The following is a 22,627-nucleotide window of genomic DNA, read 5'->3' as shown; positions in this document are numbered from 1 at the left end:
GTCAATGGTCCTGATGGGCGGGATTTTCCTGCAGCGTATCCAGCGGGTTTTCGTTCATCACGAACAGGCCGTTGGAAGCGGGCGCAGCGGTGCTGTAGATCATGTCCTTGGCGCCCATGACATAGAACATCTGGCCGGTGAAGGTGCTGCTTTTTCCGGAGGGATTGGACTGGGTGATGGTGACGCTGGGTGCACTCAGGATGTAGGGCGTAGTGCGGGTGTTGTTGAGGGAAAAATTGCCGAAGCCCACGCTGGCGCGGGGCATGAAATCGTCGTCGCTGTAGTTGTGTCCATTCCCGCTGGGTAGAGCCTGACTGAGATCAAGCCCTGCGGTCTGCGGCATGACGCAGGCGCCGAGCACCAGTCCTCCTACTGTGGCGCCCGTCCCCATGAGGCGCACGCCAAACATGCCGCTGTTGCTTCGACAATTCACCCCGTCGCTGCGCTGAGAACTGTATTGCGCGATTTGCGCCCAGCCCGGCTCGCTGTTCTGCGGCACCAGCACCGCATCGAAGCGGGTAAGTACGCCGCCCGACTGGGTGCGGCCGCCCATGCGCAGGCCATAGCCGACGCTGGCGCTTGGGACGCTGGCGGTCGATGAAGCGCTGCTCGCAGGCACACTGGGGCTGGGTGCGGGCGCCGTGCCGCCGACGACAAATCCGCTCGGCAGCAGCCCGGCCTTGCCGGCCAGCACATAGGTGTTGCCTTGGCCGTCATTCACCGTCAGGGTCATCAGGTTGCCGACGATCACGCCGGTCACAGTGCCGCTGCCGTCCGCCGAACTGAGGTTGCCGTTGGCGTCCACGCTGACCAGGGTGTTGAGAATGCCAGGTGGCAGAGTTCTGGTCTGTGTGGGAATGGATGCAGCGGATGCGGTGGAAGCCGGCGGGGTCGGCAGCATGGGCAGGGCGCTCATGCCCGATTGCGCCAGCACGCCCTGCAGGCTGTAAGTGCCAGGAGCCACGGCAGGTGCGCCTTGCTCCAGCACGTCGCCGAGGTCAAGCTCAGGCGCCCAGCGTTCATCTGACGAGATGTACTGCATCAGCGACTTGAGGTTGCCGTCGCAACTCGGGCCGAGCGTGGTCGACGCCGAGTTCAGCGCACTGGCTGCGTTGTTGGACAGCCCCTGTTTGGCGATGTCATGCGCCATGTCTTCGGTGTCGTGATACTGCGCCGGGCGAGCGCAGTAGCCGTCGGCCACGGCCTTGATCGCGGCGGACAGCGCGAGGATGTCATCGTGATGCTGGGACAGCAGCGCTGCATAAAGAGCGGGCGTGAGGTTGGCATAGCTGCCGCCCGAGGCGATATAGACCGCCAGCGCGGCGGTGGTCACCTGGCTGATGACCAGATTCGGCAAGTTGGCCGATGTGAGCGAACCCGCGGCGAGCACGGCGCTGCTCGTGCCCAGATAGGCGGTGAGTACTACCTGGCCGTCCGGCGAGGTGGCATTGGCAAACAGCGGTACGGAGGTGTTGGGCAAAGTTGCCTGCACGGTGTAGTTGCCGCTGGCGTCTGCCGTGGCGGTGCCCACCACCACCGAGCCTGGCTGGCCCATGGGGGCAACCGTAGTGAACGTCACCGCCGCGTTGGCGATGGGCGCATCGATCACGGCGCCTTTGAGCGTGGTGTTGGCTGCGACCGGGTTGATCTGGGCCGTGCCGCCGCCGCCCCCTCCGCAGGCGCTCAGGCTGAGCGCCAGGGCGGCTGCGATGGGCAAGAGTTTTCGGGTGGAACGTGTGCGGGGTTGCGAGGGCTGCATGAGGATCTCCAAGAATGGGTCGGTGGCGCGCCGCATGACGATGCGTGCCGGAATAATAGATGGGAAAAAATAACATGCAATAAAAATCTTGCATTAAACTTCGGTCAACGCCTTCAAACGTCTTCAAGCACCTCGATCAAAACTCATGGGACGCCCCCCGCGCCGTCTGCCTTGCCCTCCTCCGCCAGAGCATCCAATGCCTGCGTCGGAGGATGTGTTGCGGGCGCTCGCGCAAGTCATGGCACCGCTGGCGCGCCTGCTGCTGGCCAGTGGCCTGGACTACACCCGTCTCGCCGCGGAACTCAAGCCCCTGTTTATCGAGCAGGCCAGGCTGGAGCTGCTGCGCTCGGGGCAGAAAGACACCGATTCGGCCATCAGCTTGCTCAGCGGCGTGCACCGCAAAGATGTGCGCGAATGGCGCACGAATGGGCTGAGCGGCCGCATCGCGCAGGAGATGTCGATCAGTTCGCAGGTGTTCGCCCGCTGGGTGCAAGACCCTCTTTATCGCGACCGGCGCAAACGCCCCAAGCCTTTGCCGCGTCTGGGGCCGGCGCCGTCTTTCGACAGCCTGGCGCGCAACGTCACGCAGGACATCCATCCCTTTACCGCATTGACCGATCTGCTGCGCCTCGGGCTGGTGACAGTCAAGACCGTGAAGGGGCAGGAATGGATCGTGCCGCACCGCGAGGGCTTTGTGCCGCCGCCGGGATCGCGTGATCTGCTCGATCTGTTCGGCGCCAATCTGTCGGACCATGCGGCGGCGGCCGTCGGCAATTTGTTGGGGCAGCCGCCCCAACTCGAGCAAAGCGTGTTCGCCGAGGGCGTGACGCCCGAATCGTCCAGAGAACTGGGCGAGCTGGCGCGCAAGCTGTGGGCGCAGGCACGCGCCGAAATGATCACAGAGGCCACCCGGCGTTATGCGGCCGACCAAGGCCGCGCCGATGCCACCTGCCGCCTGCGTTTTGGCGCCTACTACTGGGCGGAGGATGTCTCGCAGCAGACGCCGCAGCCCGACCCCACGGCAACGGGAGACGACCGTGACGATGCATAAAAATCATTTGCGCAAACTGGGCGCGGCGGCGCTGGTTCTGCTGGCCGCCTTGTTGGCTTCCTGTGGGGGCGGTGGCACGGTGGCCACGACGGGCGGCGTCGGCACGGGCGGCACGGGCATTTCCACCGGCACCGTCACCGGCTTCGGCAGTGTGGTGCTCGATGGCACCGCCTACAGCAGCGCCAGCCCGGTTTACTACGCCGGCACCGATCAGGACGAAGAGGCGCAGACTTCCTCCACTGCGGTGAATCTGGGCGACCAGTTGCAGATTCGTCTCGACGCCCAGGGGCATCCGAGCAAAGTGGTCATCGATCCTGAGCTGATGGGGCCGGTCGCCAACCTGGGTGCAGGCGGCTTCACGGTCAATGGCGTGGCGGTTCGGGTGAACAGCAATGCAGACGCCGGGCCGGTGACCTACTACACCGGGTTGAACGATTTTTCCAGTCTGCAGGGCGGCATGCAGGTGGAGGTACACGGCGCCTACGGCCAAAGTGCCAGCGGGCAGGGCTATATCCAGGCCACCCGCATCGAGCAGTTGCCCGCCAGCAATCCGGTGACGCGGCTGACCGGCGTGGTCAGCCATCTCAATGCGGCGAACGGCAGCTTCCAGATTGGCACCACCCTGGTGCAGACTCAGGCTTCAACCCTGATCACGCCGTCGGGCATGGCGCTGGCGAATGGACAACTGGTGAATGTCTGGAGCAACACGGCACCTGCGGCCAATGGCGCGATTCAAGCAGGCGCGGTCAACGTGCGCACCCTGCGCGGCGTTTCCGGCCCGGCGCAGGTGGGCGGACTGGTGGCGCAGTTGGCGGGCAGCCGCTTCCAGGTCGCGGGCATCCCGGTCGATGCCAGTGCGGCGAATCTCGCCAGCGCAGTGCAGAGCCTGAGCAATGGCGCGTATGTAGTGGTGCAGGGGCAGGCCGATGCCTCCACCGGGGTGCTCACCGCCACATCTTTGCGCACCTACGCGAACAACCCCGCGCAGGTGGAATTGCGCGGCACCATCACCGGCTTTGTGAGCGCCAGCAATTTTCTGGTGCGCGGCGTACCGGTGGATGCGTCTGCGGCGAACGTGGTGTTCACCGGCGGCACCGCCGCCTCGCTACGAAACGGGGTGTTTGTGGACGTGGTCGGCCAAGTGGCGGGCAGCAGCGGCAATCTGGTGACGGCCAGCAGCGTGGCCGTGCTCAGCCAGGCGCCCGATGGCGGCACGGTGGACTATCAGGGCACGGTCAGCGCGGTGAATCTGGCCAGCGGCGTCTTCAGCCTAAGCGTGCAGGACGACGGAAAGACCCAGACCTTCCCGGTCACGCTCGCCCCGAATGTGGTGTTCAGCCATGGGACGGTCGCGCAATTGATCGATGGGGCCAACGTGGAGATCGAAGCCACCAATACGGCGAGCGGGCTGCTGGCCTACAGCGTGTCATTTCAGAAAGTGCAGGCCTCCTCTGGCTCCAGCGATGGGACGTCCTCGCCCGTGCTGGAGACCAAAGGCACGCTCTACAACCTCACGGCAAGCAGCTTTGAGATCAACGCCCTGACCATCCAGATCAACGGCGCCATGCCCAAGAATGGAAAACTGGTCAACGGGGCGAAAGTTGATGTGAGCTTCATCCAATCCGGTAGCCTGAATCTGGCTCAGGAGATCAGTCTCGACGACTGAGAAAATGGGCCCAAAAAAACCCGGCGGCGCCGGGTTGAAATGAAGCGAGGGTTTTGTGTTGCCTGCTCAGGCGGGGTCGATCAGTCGGCGTTGGCGCCTTCGACACTGTTTTCAAGCACGGCGCCGGTCTGGGCGTCCACGCCCACTTCATGCTCGGTCTGCCCCACTTTGAGGTCGAAGGAATAGCGCAGGCCGCTGCCGCCCTTTTCCTTTTCGAGTTCCTGGTCGGTGATGGTGGCGCCAGGGAGGGCTTTGAGAGCGATGGCGCGCGCTTCATCCAGCGTCACCTTGGCTTCCTTGGTGTATTGCGAACCGTCCATGGCATAGGCGGAGCCAGCGGCGCCGGCCAGGCCAAGAGCCAGCGCGCTGGCGAACAGAAATGCGGTTTTGTTGCGTTGTTGCATGATCAAACTCCTTATGAACTCTTGCGAGCGAAACACCGCTGGATGCGGCGATCGCAAACCGTTTGCGATGGAAGGAGTGTCGTCTTCTGGAATGAGCGCACGCTTAGCAAAACGTCACGGTTTGATGACATCTGCACACAACTCGGCAGACGGCATCCGCATACAGTGCCCGGTATGTTGACCCAACGATTAAAGAGAGGCGCGCCATGAAATCACCCGCTGAACGCCAGACTGTTCCCAGCGCAGAGGATGCAACGTTGAATCTGCCCCGTCGCAAAGCATTGTTGGCGCTGGGGGCGCTGGGGGCGCTGGGCGTTGCGGTTGCCGGGCAGGCGCGCGGCGCTGGAATGGGCGGCATGGCGGGGATGCCGGGCATGGGCGGCATGGCGGGCATGGACATGGGGCAGTCACAGCCGACGGCTGCTGCGCCAGGAGTCGGCGTGTTCAGCCGCGCCTTGCTCATTCCTCCGGAGCTTCATGGCCAGCCGCGCGACGGCGTGCTGCATTACGCCCTGCGTATGGCGCCGGGGCGCAGCATGCTGGTGGATGGTCTGCAGACCGCCACCTGGGGCTACAACGGTGCGGTGCTCGGCCCCACGCTGCGCGTGCCGCGCGGCAAAGCCGTGCAAATCGATCTGAACAACGCGCTGGATCAGTCCACCACCCTCCATTGGCATGGCGCGCATGTGCCGGGCGAGATGGATGGCGGGCCACAAAGTCTCATCGCGCCCGGCGGGCAACGCCGCGTGCACTTCACCCTGCAGCAGCCCGCGGGCTCGCTCTGGTATCACCCCCATCCTGACACCCGTACCGGGCCGCATGTCTATGCGGGCCTGGGCGGCCTGTTTCTGGTGGACGATCCTGCTGACCAACACCTGGGTTTGCCGCAGCAATACGGCGTGGACGATATTCCCCTCATCCTGCAGGACCGCCGTCTCGCTGCCGATGGCCGACTGCTTTACATGACCCGCATGATGGATCGCATGGGCATGAAGGGCGATCGCTTTCTGGTCAACGGTCGCGAGCAGCCGTACTGGAACGCGCCGGCGCAGTGGGTGCGGCTGCGCCTGCTCAATGCGGCCAATGCCCGGGTGTTCAATCTGGCGTTTGCCGATGGCCGCGTGTTTCATGTCGTCGCCACCGATGCCGGTTTGTTGCCGCGCCCGGTGCCGGTGCACACCTTGTTGCTGGCGCCGAGCGAGCGCGCTGAAATCCTGGTGGACCTACGCGGCGATCAGGGCAAGCGCTTGGTATTGCGCAGCGATTCCGGCGTCGTGGTGCCGGATCTGAGCTCCATGCCGATGGACGCCGACGCCTTCGATCACCAAGGCTTTGACCTATTGGAGTTCAGAGTCGGCCCGCCTGCGGGTACCCCCGCACGGCTTCCCACCCGCATGGTGGATCTGCCCGTGTTGCGTGCCGACGCGCCAGTGCGCCGCTTCACCTTGCAGGGCATGTCGGGCAACATGATGGGCGGCGCAATGGGGGGTATGGAGGGTATGGGGAGCATGCGCAGCGGCTCGCAGGCGATGGATGCGAGCGAAGTCGGTCCTGGCGGCATGAGCCTGGGGGTTGGAGGGCAGAAGCTGTTTTCCATCAACCACCACCACATGGACATGGCCCGCATCGACCAGCGGCTGCGCCTGGGATCCACCGAGATTTGGGAAGTCGCCAATCAGGGCCATATGGCGCATCCCTTCCACTATCACAGCACCTCGTTCCAGATTTTGAGCCGCAACGGCAGCCCGCCGCCCGCGCACGAAGCCGGGTGGAAAGACACTGTGCTGGTGCGGCGGGGCGAAACCGTGCGGCTCATCGCCCACTTCGGTCAACCGGCGGGTGATGCCCATCCCTTCATGTTCCATTGCCACATTCTGGAGCATGAAGACAACGGCATGATGGGCCAGTTCACCGTGACCTGATCTCAGCCGCCAAAGTAACCCGGCAGAATTTTCTCGTGCGTCGTCGGCGGGTTGTCGGCCAGCAGGCGTTTGTCGGTGGTGACGATGATCAGCCCGGCCATCGGGTCGCCGAAACCGTGCACGGTGGGGCGTTTTTTCGGCACGGTGCGGCCGCCCGGCTCCTTCGCCAGTTCGGCGTGCACCGAGCAGTAATAGAACTGCAACCCCGGATGCTTGAACGCAATCGCGTAGGTGCTCACCGGGTGTCCTGGGCCGGGCGTGCCTTGCACGGCGCCATCGAAGCGGGTGCTGGTTTTGCCCGTCAGCGGGTTGTAGCCGATGATGGTGTGCGCGCCCGTGTCCTGATCGACGAACACCACCTTTTGCCCGGGGCGCACCACCACCACGTTTTCCAGAAACATGTTCGCGCCGTTCATGTGCACATAGACCGGCGTTGCCTGGGACGTTGCGGCGGTGGCGGCGAAGCTACCGGGCGCCAGTAGCAGAGCGCCGGCTGACAGCAGCGCGCTTGCCGCGGCATTGCGCGCCCGAGCGCGCAGGGGGTTGGACGTGTGCAAGTTGATCTCCTTGGCGATGGCGGGTTGTGCAACAACCGGCGGCGACCACCGCTTCGTGCCGGTTGCAAACGAGGGATGAGTGTGAGCGGTAAGAGTCTTCATTCGGGCGCCCGGTTCCGGGGATGGGCCACGCCAAAACGCAGCGCCAGCGAGGGCAGCACGAACAGGTTGTAGAGCAAGCTGGTGAGCAGTCCGCCGAGCAGCGCCACCGCCATCGGCCCTTCGATTTCGCGCCCCGGCGCATGCAGGCCTAGCGCCAGCGGCAGCACACCCAGTGCCGTGACCAGGCTGGTCATCACGATGGCGGCCAAACGGTCGGCCACGGCGCGCTGCAGGGTATCGGTGTTCCAGTCCAGGCCCTGCTCGCGCTGCAATTGCGCGGCATGGGCAAAGATGAGAATGGCATTGCGCAGGCTGATGCCCATTAGCGCGAGCAGGGCGATCACCGCGCCCAGCGAGAGCACGCCGCCCGCCAGCCAGGCGGCGAACACGCCGCCCGCCCAAGCGGTGGGAACCGAGAGCAGCACCAGCAGGACCTGCCGCGTCGTGGTGGAAGCGGCCTGCAGTGGCGTGGCCGCATGCCCCTCCCGCGCATGAGGTCTGCGTCCCAAGGCGATCGACAGCAGCAGGATCAACCCGGCCAGCACCCCGAGCACGTCCACACCCAGCCGCTGCAGCGTGGCGCTGCGCTGCGCCGCTTCGCCCTCGAATTGCAGGGTGACGCCTGGCGGCAGTTGCACCTGCCGGGCAATGGCCGCGCGGGCGCGCTGCACAAAGCCGGTGAGATTGGCCGATGTGGTGGAAGCCAGCACGGTCTGCTCCCGCTGCCCGCCCAGATGGCGGATGTCCGACGGGCCGCTGGCGGCGCTGATGCGCGCCAGCTGCGACAGCGGCACGAAGCCCAGCATCGGCGTGCGAATCAGCAGATCGCCCAGTGCCTGCGGATTGCTACGGGCGCTGCGGTCCAGCACCACGCGCACCGGCACCGGCACCGCGCCGTGGAACACTGTGCCGGTGATGCGGCCGGCAAACGCGGTCTGGATGGTCTGCAGCACTGGCAGCGGCTGCAGCCCCCAGCGACGCAGCGCCTGCGCATCCAGGCTGATGTCGAGTTGCGGCACTCCGGGTGGCGCCTGCAACTGCACGCCGGTGGCCGTGGGCAGGCGGCTCAGCACGGTGGCCACTCGGGCGGCCACGGCATCGAGGGTGTGCAGATGGTTGCCCAGCACATGCACCACCAGCGGCGCACCCGCGCCGCTGGCCACGGTGTTGTCCATGCGCTCGGTGAGAAAGCTGTTGACGCGAAAGCTGGCCCCGGCAAAACCGCCGAGCACGCGCTCGATGGCGGCCAGCGCCTGCGCCGAATCGGCACCCGGTTTGAGATTCACGTCGAGCGAACTGCTTTGCGTGCCGGAGGCGTCGGGCGAAAGCGTGGCGCGGCCGGTGTGCTGCGCGACCAAACGGACTTGGGGCAAGCGTTCGAGCGCCTGGGTCACGCGCGCACCTTCGTCCAGCGAAGCCTGGATGGAGGCGCCCGGCGCCAGCCGCATGTGCACGATGTATTGCCCTTCCTGCAGCGGCGGCAGAAAGCTGCCGCCCATGCCCTGCGCCAGCAGCGCCGCACCGCCAACGAGCAGAAGGGTGATGAGTGCCGCGGGCAGCCAGTGCGGCAGCAGACGGTGGAGCAGGGCGCCATAGCCACGTTGGGCGACGCGTACCGGGGCAGGCGTATGAAGCCGGTGATCGCGCCCGGCCAGCAGCAACGCGGCCAGCGCTGGCGTGACCGTGAGCGCAACCGCAAGCGAGGCCAGCACCGACAGCGCATAAGCCTGCGCCAGCGGCGCGAACAAGCGGCCCGACAGCCCCGGCAGCAACAAGATCGGCACGATGACCAGCAGCACCGCTGCGGTGGCGTAAACCACCGCGCCGCGCACTTCCAGGCAGGCAGCGAGCACGACGCGCAACGGCGGCTGCGGGAGCGCGGCCACGGCGTTGGCGCGCAGTCGGCGCAGGATGTTCTCGACGTCGATCACCGCATCGTCCACCACCACGCCGATAGCGATCGCCAGGCCGCCCAGGGTCATCACATTGAGCGTCACACTCATCCACACCAGCACGGTGACCGCGGCCAGCAGCGACAGCGGAATGGCCAGCGAGGAGATCAGCGCCGCGCGCCAGTCCAGCAGCGTCAGCGCAATGACCAGCACCACCAGCAGCGCGCCCAGCACGAGCGAATCGCGCACATTGCGCATGGCGATGGTGATGAAGTCCGCCGGGCGGAACAGCTTGGCATGCAGCGCGATGCCCTGCGCCGCGAGCGCGGCCCGGTGCCGCTGCAGCACCGCCTGCACGCCACGCGTCACCTGCAGAGTGTTGGCGCCGTAAGACTCCTGAATCTTGAGGATGACTGCCGGCTGGCCGCTGATACTGGCGCCGCCGATGGCGGGCAGCGAGGCATAGCCCACCTGCGCCACATCGCCCAGAGTGATGGCGCCGTCCGGCGTGGCGCGCAGCACGGTGTCGGTTAGCGCCTGCGGGGTGTCGGCCGCGCCGTGGCTGACCAGCAGCACGCGTTGCTGCGGCGTGGGCATGAAGCCCGCGCCCAGCAGCCCCGTGGCGTGCTGGGTGGCCGCCTGCACTTGCTGCAGATCGAGATGAAAGCGCTGCAGCGCCTGCGGATCGACCCGCACCTGCAGCGCCCGCACCTGCTGGCTGAACACCAGCACATTGGCCACGCCGGGCACGGCCATGAGTTGCGGGCGAATATCCCATTGCGCGATGGACTGCAGATCCATCAGGCTTTTGCGGTGCGAAGTCAGCCCGGCCATCAACACCGTGCCGGTGCTGGAGGTCAATGGAATCAGCCGCGGCGGCCCGACGCCCGCAGGCAGATGCACGCTGGCGAGGTGTTGCGCCACGCGCCAGCGGTCCTCCTGCAGCTGGGTGTCGGCCTCGAAGTACAGCTTCAGTATCGAAATACCCGGCAGGCTTTTCGACGCCACCTGCTTCACCCCCAGCAACCCGCTGGACGCCGCCTCTAGCGGGTTGGTGACCAGCAGTTCCACCTGCTCGGGCGACAGGCCGGTGGCCTCGGTCTGCACCTTCACCATCTTGGCGGCGAATTCGGGGAACACATCGGTACTCGCGGTGCGCGCGACGTTCACCGCCAGCGCGGCGAGCAAGACCGCCAGCGCCAGCACCACGCCACGGCGACGAATGCTCAAGGCGATGAGCGCGGCTTGCCAACCCGAGGTGCGAGCCATCAGTCGTCGTCTCCGCCAACCGCGGGTAGGGCGTGCGGTTTCGGTGGCGGCGTCAGCACCAGTCCGGCGCCGCGCGTCACCACATCCACCGCGCCCCAGCCCGGCTGCACATACCCGCCGTGCAGCGGCCAGGCGGTGGACACCTTGCGCGCGGTGAAATGGCGGGCCTTGCCTTCGGCTGAGGTGGCGACGAACACGACCGCCTCGGCGTCAGTCCACACCACACTGCTGGACGGCAGCCTGACGCCAGATTGCGCTCGTGCGGACTGCACTTCGGCCACCAATTCCAGCCCCGGCATCAGACCGGGCGCGGCGGGGGCGATGAGCACCTCGCGCCATCCCTGCAACTGGCTGGAGGCCGCAGCGGCCGGGCCGATGACGCGGGCGTGCACTGTGCGTTGGCTGCCTGGAATATGCAGTTCGACTTGCGCTGTCTGGGGCAGGGCTCGGCCCGGCGGCAGGGTGAGATCGACGATGAGTTCGCTTCCATTCAGAATGGCCTGCCGCAGCGCAGTTTGCCTGCTCAGTTGCGACGCCAGCGCCGTGCCAAGCTGGGCGGTGAGCTGTGCTTGAGCCACGTCCACTGCCGCACGGGCGCTGTCGACCTCGGCCCGCGCTTGCTCGGCCGCCGCCTGCGCTTGCTGCACCTCGGCCAGCGCGACATTTTGTCCGGCCTCGAATAGCCCCTGATCGCGCTGCGCCTGCATGGCGGCGAGTTGCAGGTTGCTTTGAGCGACCTTGAGCCGCGACCTTGCCGCGTCTAGTGCAGTCAGGCTGCGCAGCAAACTCGCAGGGCTCTGGACGGTGGCGCTGGCGGTGAATCGCGTGCGGTAATTCGCGGGCGTGAGGTGCTCGATCCGCAAGTCGGCCGACGCCATCTGCGCTGCGCTCCACAGCACGGGGTGCGGCAAGGCGGCCTGCGCCGAAGTGGCCCCCAGCCAGCACGCGGCCGCGCAACAGGCCGCAAGGCTGAGGCGGAGGAGTAAGGGTTTTTTGCTCTGCATCAGGCTTTACTCCTTGCGCCAGACCACTTGAGACAGATGCGGCGCAACAGTGGGCGGCATGACAGCGGGCGGCGCCGAGTTGGAAGGCCGCGACCGGGCTGCCGAAAGAATGGGTTGCTCGAGCGCGCCCTGCAATGCGCCGAGCGCCTGCCATTGATCGGCGCGCGCTTGCAGCGCCGCCTGCTCGGTGGACAGAAGTCGCAGTTGCGCACGCAGGGCAGGTTCCGGTCCAAGCAGTCCGCGGTGCTGGGCGGCAAGGTCGGCGTTGAGCAATGCCCGATTGGCGGCGATCAATTGCTCGGCCTGGCGCACCCGGTCTTGTGCGGTCTGCAGGGCGGTTTCCGCCCGTTCGATGCGCACGAGCACTCGCGCCTGCGTTTGCTTGAGCAGGGCCTCTCGCAAGCTCAAACGCGCGCGGGCGGCAGCGATCTGGCCCTGATGCTGGTTGAACAGGGGCAGAGGGATGCGAGCGCCGAGCATCAGACGGTTGACACCCTGATCGCGCTCGGCGCCGGGGGCGATCGACGGCGGCCCGCCGTCGCTCTGGGCCTGCGCCAGCCGCAGGGCGGCCTGCGCCGAGAGCACCTCTTGCCAGGCGGCGCGAACATCGTCGCGCTGTTCCAGCGCCTTGCGCCGCAACTGCGTTAGCTGGGTTGCATCTGGAAGGGTTGGAAGGCTGTGAAGCGCAGAAAAGTCGATTTTCATTCCCTGCAGCGCGGCAATCGGCAGACCCATCGCACCGGCCAGAGCGACGCGGGCGGCGCCTTCCGCGCCGATATCGCGGCTCTTTTGCAGGGCGGCGTTTTGTGCGGCCTGCTGGGCCAACGCGGCGGCCAGTGGTGAGTCCACACCTGCTTGCGCTCGCGCGGCGGTGCGGCCTTGCAAGGCTAGATCGGTTTCCAGCACTCGTTGCTGAAGATGCACCCTTTGCTGCGCCGCCCAAAGCGAGACATAGGCCTGTTGCACTTGGTCGCGTACCGTCCAGCGCGCGCCGCTCAGCAGCAACTGCGCAGCGTGCACGCCCGCCTCGGCACGCGAGGTCTCTGAGGTGCGTTGAGCCTGCGATTGCAGCAGCAGGCCGATGGCCATGCCCACAGTCCACGGGCTCGGCGCCAGCAGCCCGGCCGCGGTGCCGTATTTCAGACCGAGCTGCAGACTGGGGTTGGGATACTGGCGGGCGATCTGCAAGTCGGCCTGGGCCAGTTGCGCGTCGGCGCGGCCCACCTTCAGGCTGGGGTGGAAGTAGAGGGCGGCCAGACTCAGATCTTGCAGCGTCCAGGGCTGGGCGATTGGGTGCGGCGTCCCCGTCTGCAGGGCGATAAAACGCTGCAATCGCGGATCGAGCAGGCTGCGGTGTTGCAGTGCATGGGCGCTGGCTTGCGGAGTGACTTCGGGGGGCAAAGCCGGTGCGCTCGCGCATCCGCCCAGCAGCGCTGCGAATAGAGCTGCAAGTAGCAATCGACCCGCGTAAGAGCGGTTTGATGAGCGTGCTGTCATTCCCGCATGCTGCACTGCGGGGCTTGACGCCGACATGAAGTCCGCATGACGATTCCGTCATGTTGCAGACCGATACGTCGCTCTGCCCGCGGCGGGCCGACAATGCGGGGATGCGAATTCTCATTGTCGAAGATGAGGCCAAAACGGCGGCCTATCTCAAGCGCGGACTCGGGGAGAACGGCTTCATCGCGGATGTCGCCGTCGATGGCACGGATGGTCTGCATCTGGCGCTGACCCAGCCGTACGACTTGATCGTGCTCGATGCCATGCTGCCCGGCCGCGACGGCTGGAGTGTGTTGAGCGAACTGCGGGCGCGGCAGACCACCCCGGTGCTCATGCTCACCGCGCGCGACGGCGTGGCCGATCGGGTACGCGGGCTGGAGCTGGGCGCCGACGACTATCTGGTCAAGCCTTTCGCGTTTTCTGAGCTGCTGGCGCGGGTGCGCAGTGTGCTGCGGCGCGGTGTCACGCGCCTGCCCGACGTGATGGAAGTGGCCGATCTGCGGGTTGACATGCATCGCCAGCGCGCCGAGCGCAGCGGGCAGCGGCTGGCGCTCACCCCCAAGGAGTTCGCGCTGCTGGCGCTGTTGTCACGACGCGCTGGCGAGGTGCTGTCGCGCACCCTGATTGCCGAACAGGTCTGGGATATGAACTTCGATAGCGACACCAATGTAGTGGACGTACACATTCGTCGCTTGCGCAGCAAGCTCGACGAGCCCTTCCCCGCGCCGCTGCTGCACACCGTTCGCGGGGTGGGTTATGTATTGGAAGTGCGCGATGCAAAGTGATTCGACCGAGGCCGTGGTCGCTTCCCGGTCTTCCCCGCGAACCCAGGCAGGCGAGGGCCGAAAGAGGCAAGGCATGGGCCTGCTGGGCTGGGCCGACTTTGCGCTGCGCCGTCTGCGCCAGTACGGGCTGCCGCCGCGCTCGCTGGCGGCCTGGATGGCGGGAGCGTTTTCGCTGACATTGGCGCTCATCCTGCTGGCGGCAAGCAGCTGGGTGTACTGGGGCCTGAGCGCGCGCATGATGCAGGAAGACCGCGAGTCGGTACTGCGCAAACTCGATACCGTTGCCGCGCTGCTGCAGACCCACCCCGTGCAGAGTGATGAGGTGGGTCAGGAGGCTTATCTCAAGCTGCCGCCGGATGCGCCGCGCGACCTCTACCTGCGCCTGCTGGACGCTCGTGGGGCCGTGCTGCTGCAAACACCGGGCTTTAGCCGTGCGCTGAATGAGGCCGCTTTTCTCACGCCGGGCGTTGAGGGAGCGCCGCGATTGCACGAAGTGCATTTGCCTCACGATCAGCATTACCTCACCGCCCTGCTGCCGCTGACGGCGCGGGTTGCGGCAGGGGCAGCGCTCACACCCATGCGCCTGGAAGTGGCGCTGAACCGTACGGCGGAGTCGCGCATTTTGGCCGATTACCGGCTCCGCCTGTCGGCGGTGCTGCTCGCGGCCATTCTCGCTGCGGCCGCGGCAGGTTATGGCATCGCCTGGCGCGGTCTGCGTCCCTTGCGGCATATGGCCGATTCCGCACGCGGTATCGGTGCGCAAGACCTGCACAAACGGCTCGATACCCAACGCCTGCCCGCAGAACTGCAGACGCTCGCCCTGGCCTTCAATGTCACCCTGCAACGGCTGGAGGAATCGTTCGGCCGCATCTCCCAGTTTTCCGCCGACATGGCGCATGAATTGCGCACACCCATCACCAATCTTTGGGGCGGGCTGGAGGTGGCGCTGGGCAGGCCGCGTGAGCCGGGCGAATACCGTGAGGCGCTCGAATCGGCGGTGGAAGAGTGCGAGCGTCTGTCGCAAATGATCCAGACCCTGCTGTTTTTGGCGCAGACCGAGCATCCAGATGCCGCGCTGCGGCTGGAACGGCTGGATGTCGCGCAGGAACTCCGCACCCTGGCCGATTTCTTCGAGGCAACCGCAGCCGAGGCCGAGGTGCGCCTTCATGTGCGGGTGACACCGCAATTGGCCTTTCAAGCCGACCGCATGCTGCTCCAGCGGGCCATGGGCAACCTGATCGGCAACGCCTTGGCGCACACCCCGCGTGGCGGTGCGGTGACGCTCTCAGCGCATCCACACAGTGGCGGAATACGTATTGAAGTGGCCGACACCGGATGCGGCATCGCCGCCGAGCATCTGCCGTACCTGTTCGACCGCTTTTACCGCGCCGATGCCGCACGCAGCCGAAGCCGCGGCGGGTTGGGCCTGGGGCTGGCCCTGGTGCGCAACATCGTGCGCCTGCATGGCGGCGAGGTCAGCGTCGAGAGCATTCCGAGTCACGGAACCCGAATGATGCTGGACTGGCCCGCCTGAAAACAGCGCAGGGGCGCTGATCCGAGGGCCGCGATGGCAGCCTTGCCGCTCGCGGCTTTCAGTGATTGTCGCGTCCGTGACCGTTGCCTGGCCCATGGTCAGGCCCGTATCCGTGCTGTTCCCGGTCATGCCGGTCCGGGCCGCGTCCGTGGTCTGGGCGTTGTCCCGGGGGGCCGCCCTCGGGGCGATAACCGGGGCGGGGCGACTCGGCGCGGAAACGCTTCCATTGCGGATCGCGGTCGTGGCGATAAGCGCGGTCTTGGGCCCGCTGCCAGTCGCGATCATGGAATTGGCGCAGGCCGGGCGGAATGCGTGCGGCGGGATGCCACGGGCCGCCGTAGTGCGGGCCGGTGTACCAACGTCCACCGCTGTTGTAGTAATAGACGCCGCCAAGGTAGAACAAAGGCTGCGATACCCCCAGCGCGACATAGCCGCTGAATTCGGGGAGCCAAATCATGGTGGGCGGCGCCGCGACGACTACGGGCGGCGGCGCATACACCGGCTGCGGCGCCACATAGACCGGTTGCGGAGGCGGCGTGCCGATGCTGAACTGAATGCTCACCGGAGGGCCATCAGCGTGCGCAGGCAAAGCCCAGACGCAGGCGCTCAGGAGGAGGGCGGGGAATGCGAGATTTGGTTTCATGGGATACCAACGGAGACGATCAGGGAAAGTTGACAAGTGGGTCTTGCCATCGAACTGAAATAGGTGTGCTCAGCTTACAAGACTTGAGCCGTAGCGCAGCTTGCCTACACTGCGGTAAACAACCGAGAAAACTCCAATATGACGACGACTGCCTATCTTCTCACCATTGACGCTCACGATCCCACGGGGGGCTCGGGCCAGGCGGCCGATCTCGCCACCTGGGCTGCGCTGGGCTGGCGCGGGACGAGCATCACCACGGCGCTGACTGCGCAGAACTCCTACGGCGTGCAGGGCGTGCAGGCTGCGGATGTGGCCTTGCTGCGCAACAGCCTGCGCACCTTGCTGGCCGATGGCGAGCCCGCCGCAGTGAAAATCGGCATGATCAGCCATGCCGCGGTGGCCGAGGAGGTGGCGCAGTTCGTCGAAGCGCGGCAGTGCCCGGTGGTGTGGGACCCGCAACTGGCTTCGGCGGACGGCTCTCAGCCCTGGGCCCGAGCGCACGGTGGCGGTCTGGCCATGCGTCTGGCACAACGGGCCGACCTCATCACCGCCAACCGTGCGGAGGCCAGCGCCTTGCTCGATCTGCCTGCCTGGGAGATGGGGCCTGCCCCGGCCGCATGGATCAACGCGATTCGCAGCCGTTGGCTGGAGGTGGGGGCGCCGCATCGCGCCGTGGTGGTGAAAGGCGGCAATGCCTGGGGGGCGCACAACACAGATTGGTACATCACCAGCAGCACGGTGCTGCCGCTCGTCAGCCGCCGCCTGCCGCGCAGTGCGCATGGTTCAGGCAGCGTTCATGCCAGTGTGTGCGCCGCGCGACTGGCCGAGGGCTGGAGCGTGCTCGACGCCGCTGCCGAGGCGCAGTTGCGAGCGCATGCCGGCATCGATCAGGCCATTGCGGCCGGACCGGGTCGGCCGAACACCCGAACCGACGCGCGGGCTGACAGCGACGATCTGCCCTGGCTGCCGTTGCCGGGGCAGTCTGAAGAGGCGCCGCCCGATTTCGCGCGGCTCTCCGGGCAGATCGGGTTTTATCCCGTCGTGCCCGATGCGGACTGGGTGCTGCGTCTGCTGGAGTGGGGCGTGTGCACCATCCAGCTGCGTATCAAGGAAATCGAGGGCGCCGAATTGCGCATGCAGATTCGCGAAGCTGTGCAGGCGGCGCGAGAGGTGCCGGGCACGCAGTTGTTCATCAACGACCACTGGCGCGAAGCCATCGAGGCGGGCGCCTATGGCGTGCACCTCGGGCAGGACGATGTGCATACCGCCGACCTGCCCGCCATCCACACGGCCGGGCTGCGACTGGGTCTGAGCACTCATACCCCGGCCGAGATCGCCCGTGCGCATGCGCTTCGGCCTTCCTATATTGCGCTCGGCCCGGTTTTTCCCACCACGCTCAAGGCCATGCCCTATCGCCCGCTGGGCCTGGAGCGCCTGACTCAGTGGCGGCAGTGGTTGTCCCCGCGCTACCCGGTGGTGGCCATCGGCGGCATCAGCCTGGGGCAAATGTCGGCGGTGCGGGCCACCGGGGTATCCGGCGCGGCGGTGGTCAGCGCGGTGACGCAGGCGGTCAACCCACGCCTGGCCGTGCGCGAGGCCCTGCACATCTGGCCGGCCTGCGCTGACGAAGCCGTGGCGCAGGCGATGGTTTGAAGCGCAAAGTTTTAAGAGTTGACGCTGCAAAAATGAAGTCTTGCTGAAATGCGGCGTTTGGTTACCGCTGTTCTGTGAAAGGTCGTCGCGGGCGTAAATGGATGCAATAAACGAGATGTTTGGTTTGAATTGACATACTCGCTGGACTATGGTTTGTGCAGGGTCGGTTGTCGCACAGGTGTCTTGGTGTGGTGAATTCGGCCACCGGGGTTGGGCTCTCTTTCCCCGGATCCACAACTCACTTGAGGAGAACGCCATGAGTGCAGCAAAACCACGGGTCTTGATTCTGGGCGGCAATTTCGCGGGCCTGGGCAGTGCGCAGGAAATCCGCAAATACGCGGGCGACAGTGTGGACATCACGGTCATCGACCGCAAACCCTACCTGTTGTACGTCCCCAATATTCCGGCAGAGGTATTCGAGAACCGCAACCCGCAGCTCACCATGACCATGGACATCCTGGAGCCGCTGCACGACATCGGCGCGCGCTTCATCCAGGGCGAAGTCACTGCCCTCGATGTGGATGCCAAGCGCGTGGACTATGTGCCCAGTGAGCGCCCCGGCGCAGCGCCCACCTCCACGACCTACGACTATCTGGTGGTGGCTTTGGGCAATCGGCTGGCGTTCGACAAGATCGAGGGCTTCGCGCAGTTCGGCCACACCGTCACCGACAACACCTACGGCGAGGCTCTGCGCCAGTATCTGATGCACGACTACAAGGGCGGGCCGATCGCCATAGGCTCGGCGCGCTTCACCCAGGGCGATGGCGCCAAGGGACTGGAGCCGTATCCCGGCGGCAGCATTCCTGCAGCCGAGGCCGCGTGCGAAGGCCCGCCGGTCGAAACCATGCTGGCCTGCGCCACCTGGCTAGGACAAAACGGCAAGGGCGGGCCGGACAAGATCACCGTGTTCACCCCCGCGGCGTTGATCGCCGAAGACGCTGGCGAAAAAGTGGTCGGTCAGTTGCTCGACATCGCCAGCGGCATGGGTTTTCACTACATGAACAAGACGAAGGACATCAAGCGGCTGACCAAGGAGGGCGTGGAATTCGCCAACGGTCAGTCGGTCGAGGCTGAGTTGAAAATCATTTTCCCCGACTGGACGCCGCACGCCTTCCTCAAAGGCTTGCCGATCAGCGACAGCGAGGGCTTCATCATCACCGACTTGCTGATGCGCAACCCAAAATATCCCACGGTCTTTGCTGCGGGAGATTGCGCCGCCGCCACGCTGCCCAAGCTCGGCGCCATTGGCCACCAGCAGGCTGAAATCGTCGGCAAGCAAATTGCCAAAGACATGAAGCGGCTCACGGCCGAGCAGGCCGATGGCAAGCTCCAGCCTGTGGTGTATTGCATTGGCGACATTGGCAACAACCAGGCCTTCTACATCCGCTCCAACTCCTGGTTCGGCGGCGACACCCAGGTGCTCAAGCTCGGTCACATTCCCTATTTGCTGAAGATGCAGTACAAAAATCTGTTCTTCCGCTCCAAAGGCAAGATGCCGCCGTGGGGCCTGGACGCAGCCCGCATCATGGCCGAAAAAATGGCGGCTTGAGCCAGCGCAACGGGAGACCACCATGGACATGACCGATACCTCGAAGGCGACCGCGGCCGCCCCTGCACTCAACCCGACGCAATGGGCCGCGCTAGGCCGTATGGCCGACCGCTATGCGCAGGCCGAAGAACTGGGCAGTTTTGCGGTGAAAAACCTCGGCGGCGAAATGACCGAAGCGGTGCTCACGCTCACTGAACTGGTGCAAGACCCCAAGCTGCTGCCCGCCGTGCGCGAGCTGCTCGCCACCCTCGTCACCCTCTACGAAGTGGGCGCTTTGCGGCAACTGCGCGATAACGCCATCCTCGCGGCGGAGGGGCTGCGAGACACCGACCTCAACGCCACCATGACGCAGATGCTCAAGCTGCCCGACAGAATCAGCGCGGTGATCGATCAGGCTAGTCAAGCCTCCGACGATAAACACCTCGGCGGCTTCGGCGGCCTGATGCACATGCTGCGCGACAAGGAAGTGCAGCACGGCATCCAAACCCTGGCCCGCATGGCCGGCGCGCTGAACAACAACGACCCTGACAGCAAGGGAGCTGCGGGGCATTGAAGCCCGAGTCTTACCTCAGGCTTGCGGGGACGCGGTCAACTCAGCGCGCAGGCGGTTTTTCAGAATCTTGCCGGTGGCGCCTAGGGGAATGGCCGGGACGAAGACCACATCGTCCGGGATCATCCATTTGGCCACCTTGCCTTCGTAGAACTTCAGCAGCTCGTCGCGCTCCAGCGTGCTGCCTTCGCGCTTGACCACGACCAGCAGCGGCCGTTCGTCCCACTTCGGGTCGGGGCGGGCGATGCAGGCGGCCATGGCCACGGCAGGGTGGGCCATGGCGATGTTTTCCAGTTCGATGGAGCTGATCCATTCGCCGCCGGACTTGATCACGTCCTTGGTGCGGTCGGTGATCTGGATATAGCCGTCGGCGTCGATGGTGACGACGTCGCCTGTGGGAAACCAGCCGTCCTGCAAGGGGCTGGGCGTCTCGCTGCGGTAGTAGTCGCTCGCAATCCACGGCCCGCGCACCAGCAAGTTGCCGGTGGATTTTCCGTCCCACGGCAGGTCGTCGCCGTTGCCGTCCACCACGCGTACATCCACCCCGAAAATCGGCCGCCCCTGCTTGACCTGAATGGAAAATTGCGATGCTTTATCCAGTGCCAGGTGTTTGTTTTTCAGGCTGCACAAGGTGCCCAGCGGGCTCATTTCGGTCATGCCCCAGGCGTGCAGAACGTGGATGCCGAGTTCCTCTTCGAAGGCGCGGATCATGGCCGGGGCGGCCGCGGCGCCGCCGATCACCGTGCGCTGCAAGCTGGGAATTCTGACCTTGTTGTCGCGCATGAAATTGAGCAGTCCGAGCCAGACGGTGGGCACGCCGGCGGCCAGGGTCACGCCCTCGTCGCGCATCAGTTCGAACAGCGATTTGCCGTCGAGCGCCGGGCCGGGGAACACCAGCTTGGCGCCGGTCAGCGCCGCCGCGTAGGGAATGCCCCAGGCGTTGACGTGGAACATGGGCACCACGGGCAACACGCTATCGCGCGCCGACAGGTTCATCACATCGGGCAGGGCGGCGGCGTAGGCGTGCAGCACGGTGGAGCGGTGGCTGTAGAGCACGCCCTTCGGGTTGCCGGTGGTGCCGCTGGTGTAGCACAGCGAGGAGGCGGTGTTTTCGTCGAACACGGGCCAGGCGTAGCGGGTGGGTTGCGCTGCGAGCAATTCGTCGTAGCTCAGCACCCCTGGGATGGCCTCGGCCAGATCGGCGGGCAGGGCACCAGTTTCGCACAGCGCCACCCAGTGTTTCACCCCAGGGCAATGCGCGGCGATGGCCTTGGCAATGGGGGCGAAGGTGAGATCGAAGCACACCATGCGGTCGTCGGCGTGGTTGATGATCCACGCAATCTGCTCGGGGTGCAGCCGGGGGTTGAGGGTGTGCAAAATGCGCTCGCTGCCCGATACGCCGTAATACAGCTCGAAGTGCCGGTAGCCATTCCAGGCGAGGGTGCCCACGCGGTCTTGCGCCGTCAGCCCCAGCGCGTCGAGCGCGTTGGCGCACTGGGCGGCACGCTGCTGCACTTGGGCATAAGTGGTTCGGTGAACATCGCCCTCTACCCGGCGAGAGACGATTTCGGTGTCGCCGTGATAGCGCGCAGCGAAATCGAGCAGCCCGGAAATCATCAGCGGATGGTTTTGCATCAAGCCCAGCATGGCGGTCTCCTGTTTTGTGATGTTTACCAATTGTTGCACTGCCGGGCTGGGAGGTGCATGACAGGGTATTCACTGGAGTTTGCGATCATTGCGTCTGCCACTCTCGCCATCCCGCCCATGACCGTACCCGTTTCTGTTATTGCACCTGGCCAATCCGGCTTGATCTGCGGCTATCTGTTCGATGCACAGGGGCGCGGCCAAGCGCTGGATCTGTACCAAGTCGAGCGTTGGTTCGGTGATGCGGCGCCGACGGACGGGGAGTCTTTCGTCTGGCTGCATTTCAACGCGGCCAATGTCACCGCTGAAAAGTGGTTGCTGGCTAACCTGCCGCATGCCGCGCATTGCTTCGAGACCCTGCGCGAGGGGGTGCGTTCCACCCGGCTGGAAGTGGTGGATCAGGCGCTGGTGGCCGTGGTCAACGATGTGGTGTACGACTTCGCACAGCGCGAATCGCTGCAGGTCTCCACCCTGTGGATGAGTGTGGAGCGGCGACGGGTCATCAGCGTGCGCATGCAGCCGCTGCGGGCCATCGACCGCCTGCGCATCGCGGTCAAGGCGGGCGAGACGTTTTCCTCGCCGCTGTCGCTGGTCGATCATCTATTGCGCGATCAGGCCGATGAACTCATCGCCATTCTGCGCGGCGCCGCGAGCAAGGTCGATGCCATCGAAGATCAGTTGCTCGCCGGCCGCCTGGGCCGGCGCCGGGTGCAACTCGGTGCGCTGCGCCGCAATCTGTTGCGGCTGCAACGCCTGCTGGCGCCTGAACCGGCGGCCATGTTCCGCCTGCTCAGCCGTCCGCCGCAAAGCCTCGGGCCGCAGGACTGGGAGGAGCTGCGGCATTCCACCGAGGAGTTCTCGGTGGTGCTGCGCGATCTCGTGGCGCAGCAGGAGCGTATCAAGCTGCTGCAGGAAGAAATCGCCGCCAGCATTGAAGAACGCACCGGGCGCACCCTGTTCGTGCTCACCGCGGTGACGGTAGTGGCGCTGCCGATGAATGTGATCGCCGGCCTGTTCGGTATGAACGTGGGCGGCATTCCCTTCGCGGAAGACAAGGCCGGGTTCTGGACCATGGTGGCCGTGGTGCTCATGGCCTCCGGCCTGCTGGCGTGGCTGCTGTTTCGTCGGGGCGACGACTGACCT

17 protein-coding genes are annotated in these 22,627 nt (G+C 65.7%); 9 read left to right on the top strand and 8 right to left on the bottom strand.

The features are described 5' to 3' along the window. Position 1 precedes the first annotated feature (1 nt). Positions 2-1,759 (bottom strand): hypothetical protein, encoded by a 1,758-nt coding sequence (locus ABT24_RS05940; protein ID WP_276729788.1) that lies wholly within the window; start codon positions 1,757-1,759, stop codon positions 2-4. Positions 1,760-1,955: 196 nt separating this feature from the next. Here ABT24_RS05940 and ABT24_RS05935 point away from each other — a divergent pair, with 196 nt between their 5' ends. After that, positions 1,956-2,810 (top strand): DUF6502 family protein, encoded by an 855-nt coding sequence (locus ABT24_RS05935; RefSeq protein WP_276729792.1) that lies wholly within the window; start codon positions 1,956-1,958, stop codon positions 2,808-2,810. Continuing rightward, positions 2,803-4,476, top strand: coding sequence for a DUF5666 domain-containing protein (locus tag ABT24_RS05930; protein ID WP_276729927.1), 1,674 nt, complete (start codon positions 2,803-2,805; stop codon positions 4,474-4,476). Before ABT24_RS05935 ends, ABT24_RS05930 begins: the two co-directional genes overlap by 8 nt. Positions 4,477-4,556: 80 nt before the next feature. Here the strand turns inward: ABT24_RS05930 and ABT24_RS05925 are convergent, their stop codons facing one another. After that, positions 4,557-4,880, bottom strand: a complete 324-nt coding sequence (locus tag ABT24_RS05925; RefSeq protein WP_156052764.1) for a PepSY domain-containing protein — start codon at positions 4,878-4,880, stop codon at positions 4,557-4,559. A 206-nt stretch (positions 4,881-5,086) separates the two neighbouring features. Between ABT24_RS05925 and ABT24_RS05920 the strand changes: the two genes are divergently transcribed. Beyond that, positions 5,087-6,802: a multicopper oxidase family protein gene (locus ABT24_RS05920; RefSeq protein WP_286737501.1), complete on the top strand. Its 1,716-nt coding sequence runs from the start codon at positions 5,087-5,089 to the stop codon at positions 6,800-6,802. A 2-nt stretch (positions 6,803-6,804) separates the two neighbouring features. On the opposite strand, the gene ABT24_RS05915 is transcribed toward ABT24_RS05920, so the two are convergent. From ABT24_RS05915 to ABT24_RS05900, 4 genes are all read right to left on the bottom strand, one after another. Continuing rightward, the gene (locus ABT24_RS05915) at positions 6,805-7,359 is read right to left on the bottom strand and encodes a cupredoxin domain-containing protein (protein WP_276729799.1); all 555 of its coding nucleotides are present in this window, start codon (positions 7,357-7,359) and stop codon (positions 6,805-6,807) included. Between the two features lie 98 nt (positions 7,360-7,457). Continuing rightward, on the bottom strand, positions 7,458-10,622 hold the full coding sequence (locus ABT24_RS05910) for an efflux RND transporter permease subunit (RefSeq protein ID WP_276729803.1): 3,165 nt from the start codon (positions 10,620-10,622) through the stop codon (positions 7,458-7,460). Further along, positions 10,622-11,626 carry an efflux RND transporter periplasmic adaptor subunit gene (locus ABT24_RS05905; protein WP_276729804.1) on the bottom strand — a complete coding sequence of 335 codons (1,005 nt, stop codon included), beginning with the start codon at positions 11,624-11,626 and terminating at the stop codon, positions 10,622-10,624. The genes ABT24_RS05910 and ABT24_RS05905 overlap by 1 nt, the downstream gene beginning before the upstream one ends. 6 nt (positions 11,627-11,632) lie before the next feature. Next, complete coding sequence (locus tag ABT24_RS05900; RefSeq protein ID WP_276729808.1) at positions 11,633-13,027, bottom strand: TolC family protein; 1,395 nt, start codon at positions 13,025-13,027, stop codon at positions 11,633-11,635. Positions 13,028-13,233: 206 nt separating this feature from the next. Between ABT24_RS05900 and ABT24_RS05895 the strand changes: the two genes are divergently transcribed. Then, on the top strand, positions 13,234-13,911 hold the full coding sequence (locus tag ABT24_RS05895) for a heavy metal response regulator transcription factor (RefSeq protein ID WP_172979101.1): 678 nt from the start codon (positions 13,234-13,236) through the stop codon (positions 13,909-13,911). Next, positions 13,901-15,445: a heavy metal sensor histidine kinase gene (locus ABT24_RS05890; RefSeq protein WP_276729811.1), complete on the top strand. Its 1,545-nt coding sequence runs from the start codon at positions 13,901-13,903 to the stop codon at positions 15,443-15,445. Before ABT24_RS05895 ends, ABT24_RS05890 begins: the two co-directional genes overlap by 11 nt. 58 nt (positions 15,446-15,503) lie before the next feature. Here the strand turns inward: ABT24_RS05890 and ABT24_RS05885 are convergent, their stop codons facing one another. Continuing rightward, the gene (locus ABT24_RS05885; RefSeq protein WP_286737497.1) at positions 15,504-16,088 is read right to left on the bottom strand and encodes a hypothetical protein; all 585 of its coding nucleotides are present in this window, start codon (positions 16,086-16,088) and stop codon (positions 15,504-15,506) included. Between the two features lie 138 nt (positions 16,089-16,226). Here ABT24_RS05885 and thiE point away from each other — a divergent pair, with 138 nt between their 5' ends. From thiE to ABT24_RS05870, 3 genes are all read left to right on the top strand, one after another. Further along, the gene (gene thiE / locus ABT24_RS05880; RefSeq protein ID WP_276729815.1) at positions 16,227-17,741 is read left to right on the top strand and encodes a thiamine phosphate synthase; all 1,515 of its coding nucleotides are present in this window, start codon (positions 16,227-16,229) and stop codon (positions 17,739-17,741) included. 256 nt (positions 17,742-17,997) lie between these two features. Beyond that, on the top strand, positions 17,998-19,290 hold the full coding sequence (locus tag ABT24_RS05875) for an NAD(P)/FAD-dependent oxidoreductase (protein WP_276706987.1): 1,293 nt from the start codon (positions 17,998-18,000) through the stop codon (positions 19,288-19,290). A gap of 22 nt (positions 19,291-19,312) precedes the next feature. After that, the gene (locus tag ABT24_RS05870; protein ID WP_276729817.1) at positions 19,313-19,843 is read left to right on the top strand and encodes a helical membrane plugin domain-containing protein; all 531 of its coding nucleotides are present in this window, start codon (positions 19,313-19,315) and stop codon (positions 19,841-19,843) included. A gap of 15 nt (positions 19,844-19,858) precedes the next feature. On the opposite strand, the gene ABT24_RS05865 is transcribed toward ABT24_RS05870, so the two are convergent. Further along, complete coding sequence (locus tag ABT24_RS05865) at positions 19,859-21,487, bottom strand: 3-(methylthio)propionyl-CoA ligase (protein WP_276729819.1); 1,629 nt, start codon at positions 21,485-21,487, stop codon at positions 19,859-19,861. A gap of 117 nt (positions 21,488-21,604) precedes the next feature. On the opposite strand from ABT24_RS05865, the gene ABT24_RS05860 reads away from it, so the two are divergent. Next, positions 21,605-22,624, top strand: a complete 1,020-nt coding sequence (locus ABT24_RS05860; protein ID WP_276729821.1) for a transporter — start codon at positions 21,605-21,607, stop codon at positions 22,622-22,624. Positions 22,625-22,627 lie beyond the last annotated feature (3 nt).

The organism is Thiomonas sp. SCN 64-16 (genome assembly GCF_001725585.1).
Lineage (GTDB): Bacteria > Pseudomonadota > Gammaproteobacteria > Burkholderiales > Burkholderiaceae_C > Thiomonas > Thiomonas arsenitoxydans.
This window is presented reverse-complemented; position numbering and strand designations above follow the sequence as displayed.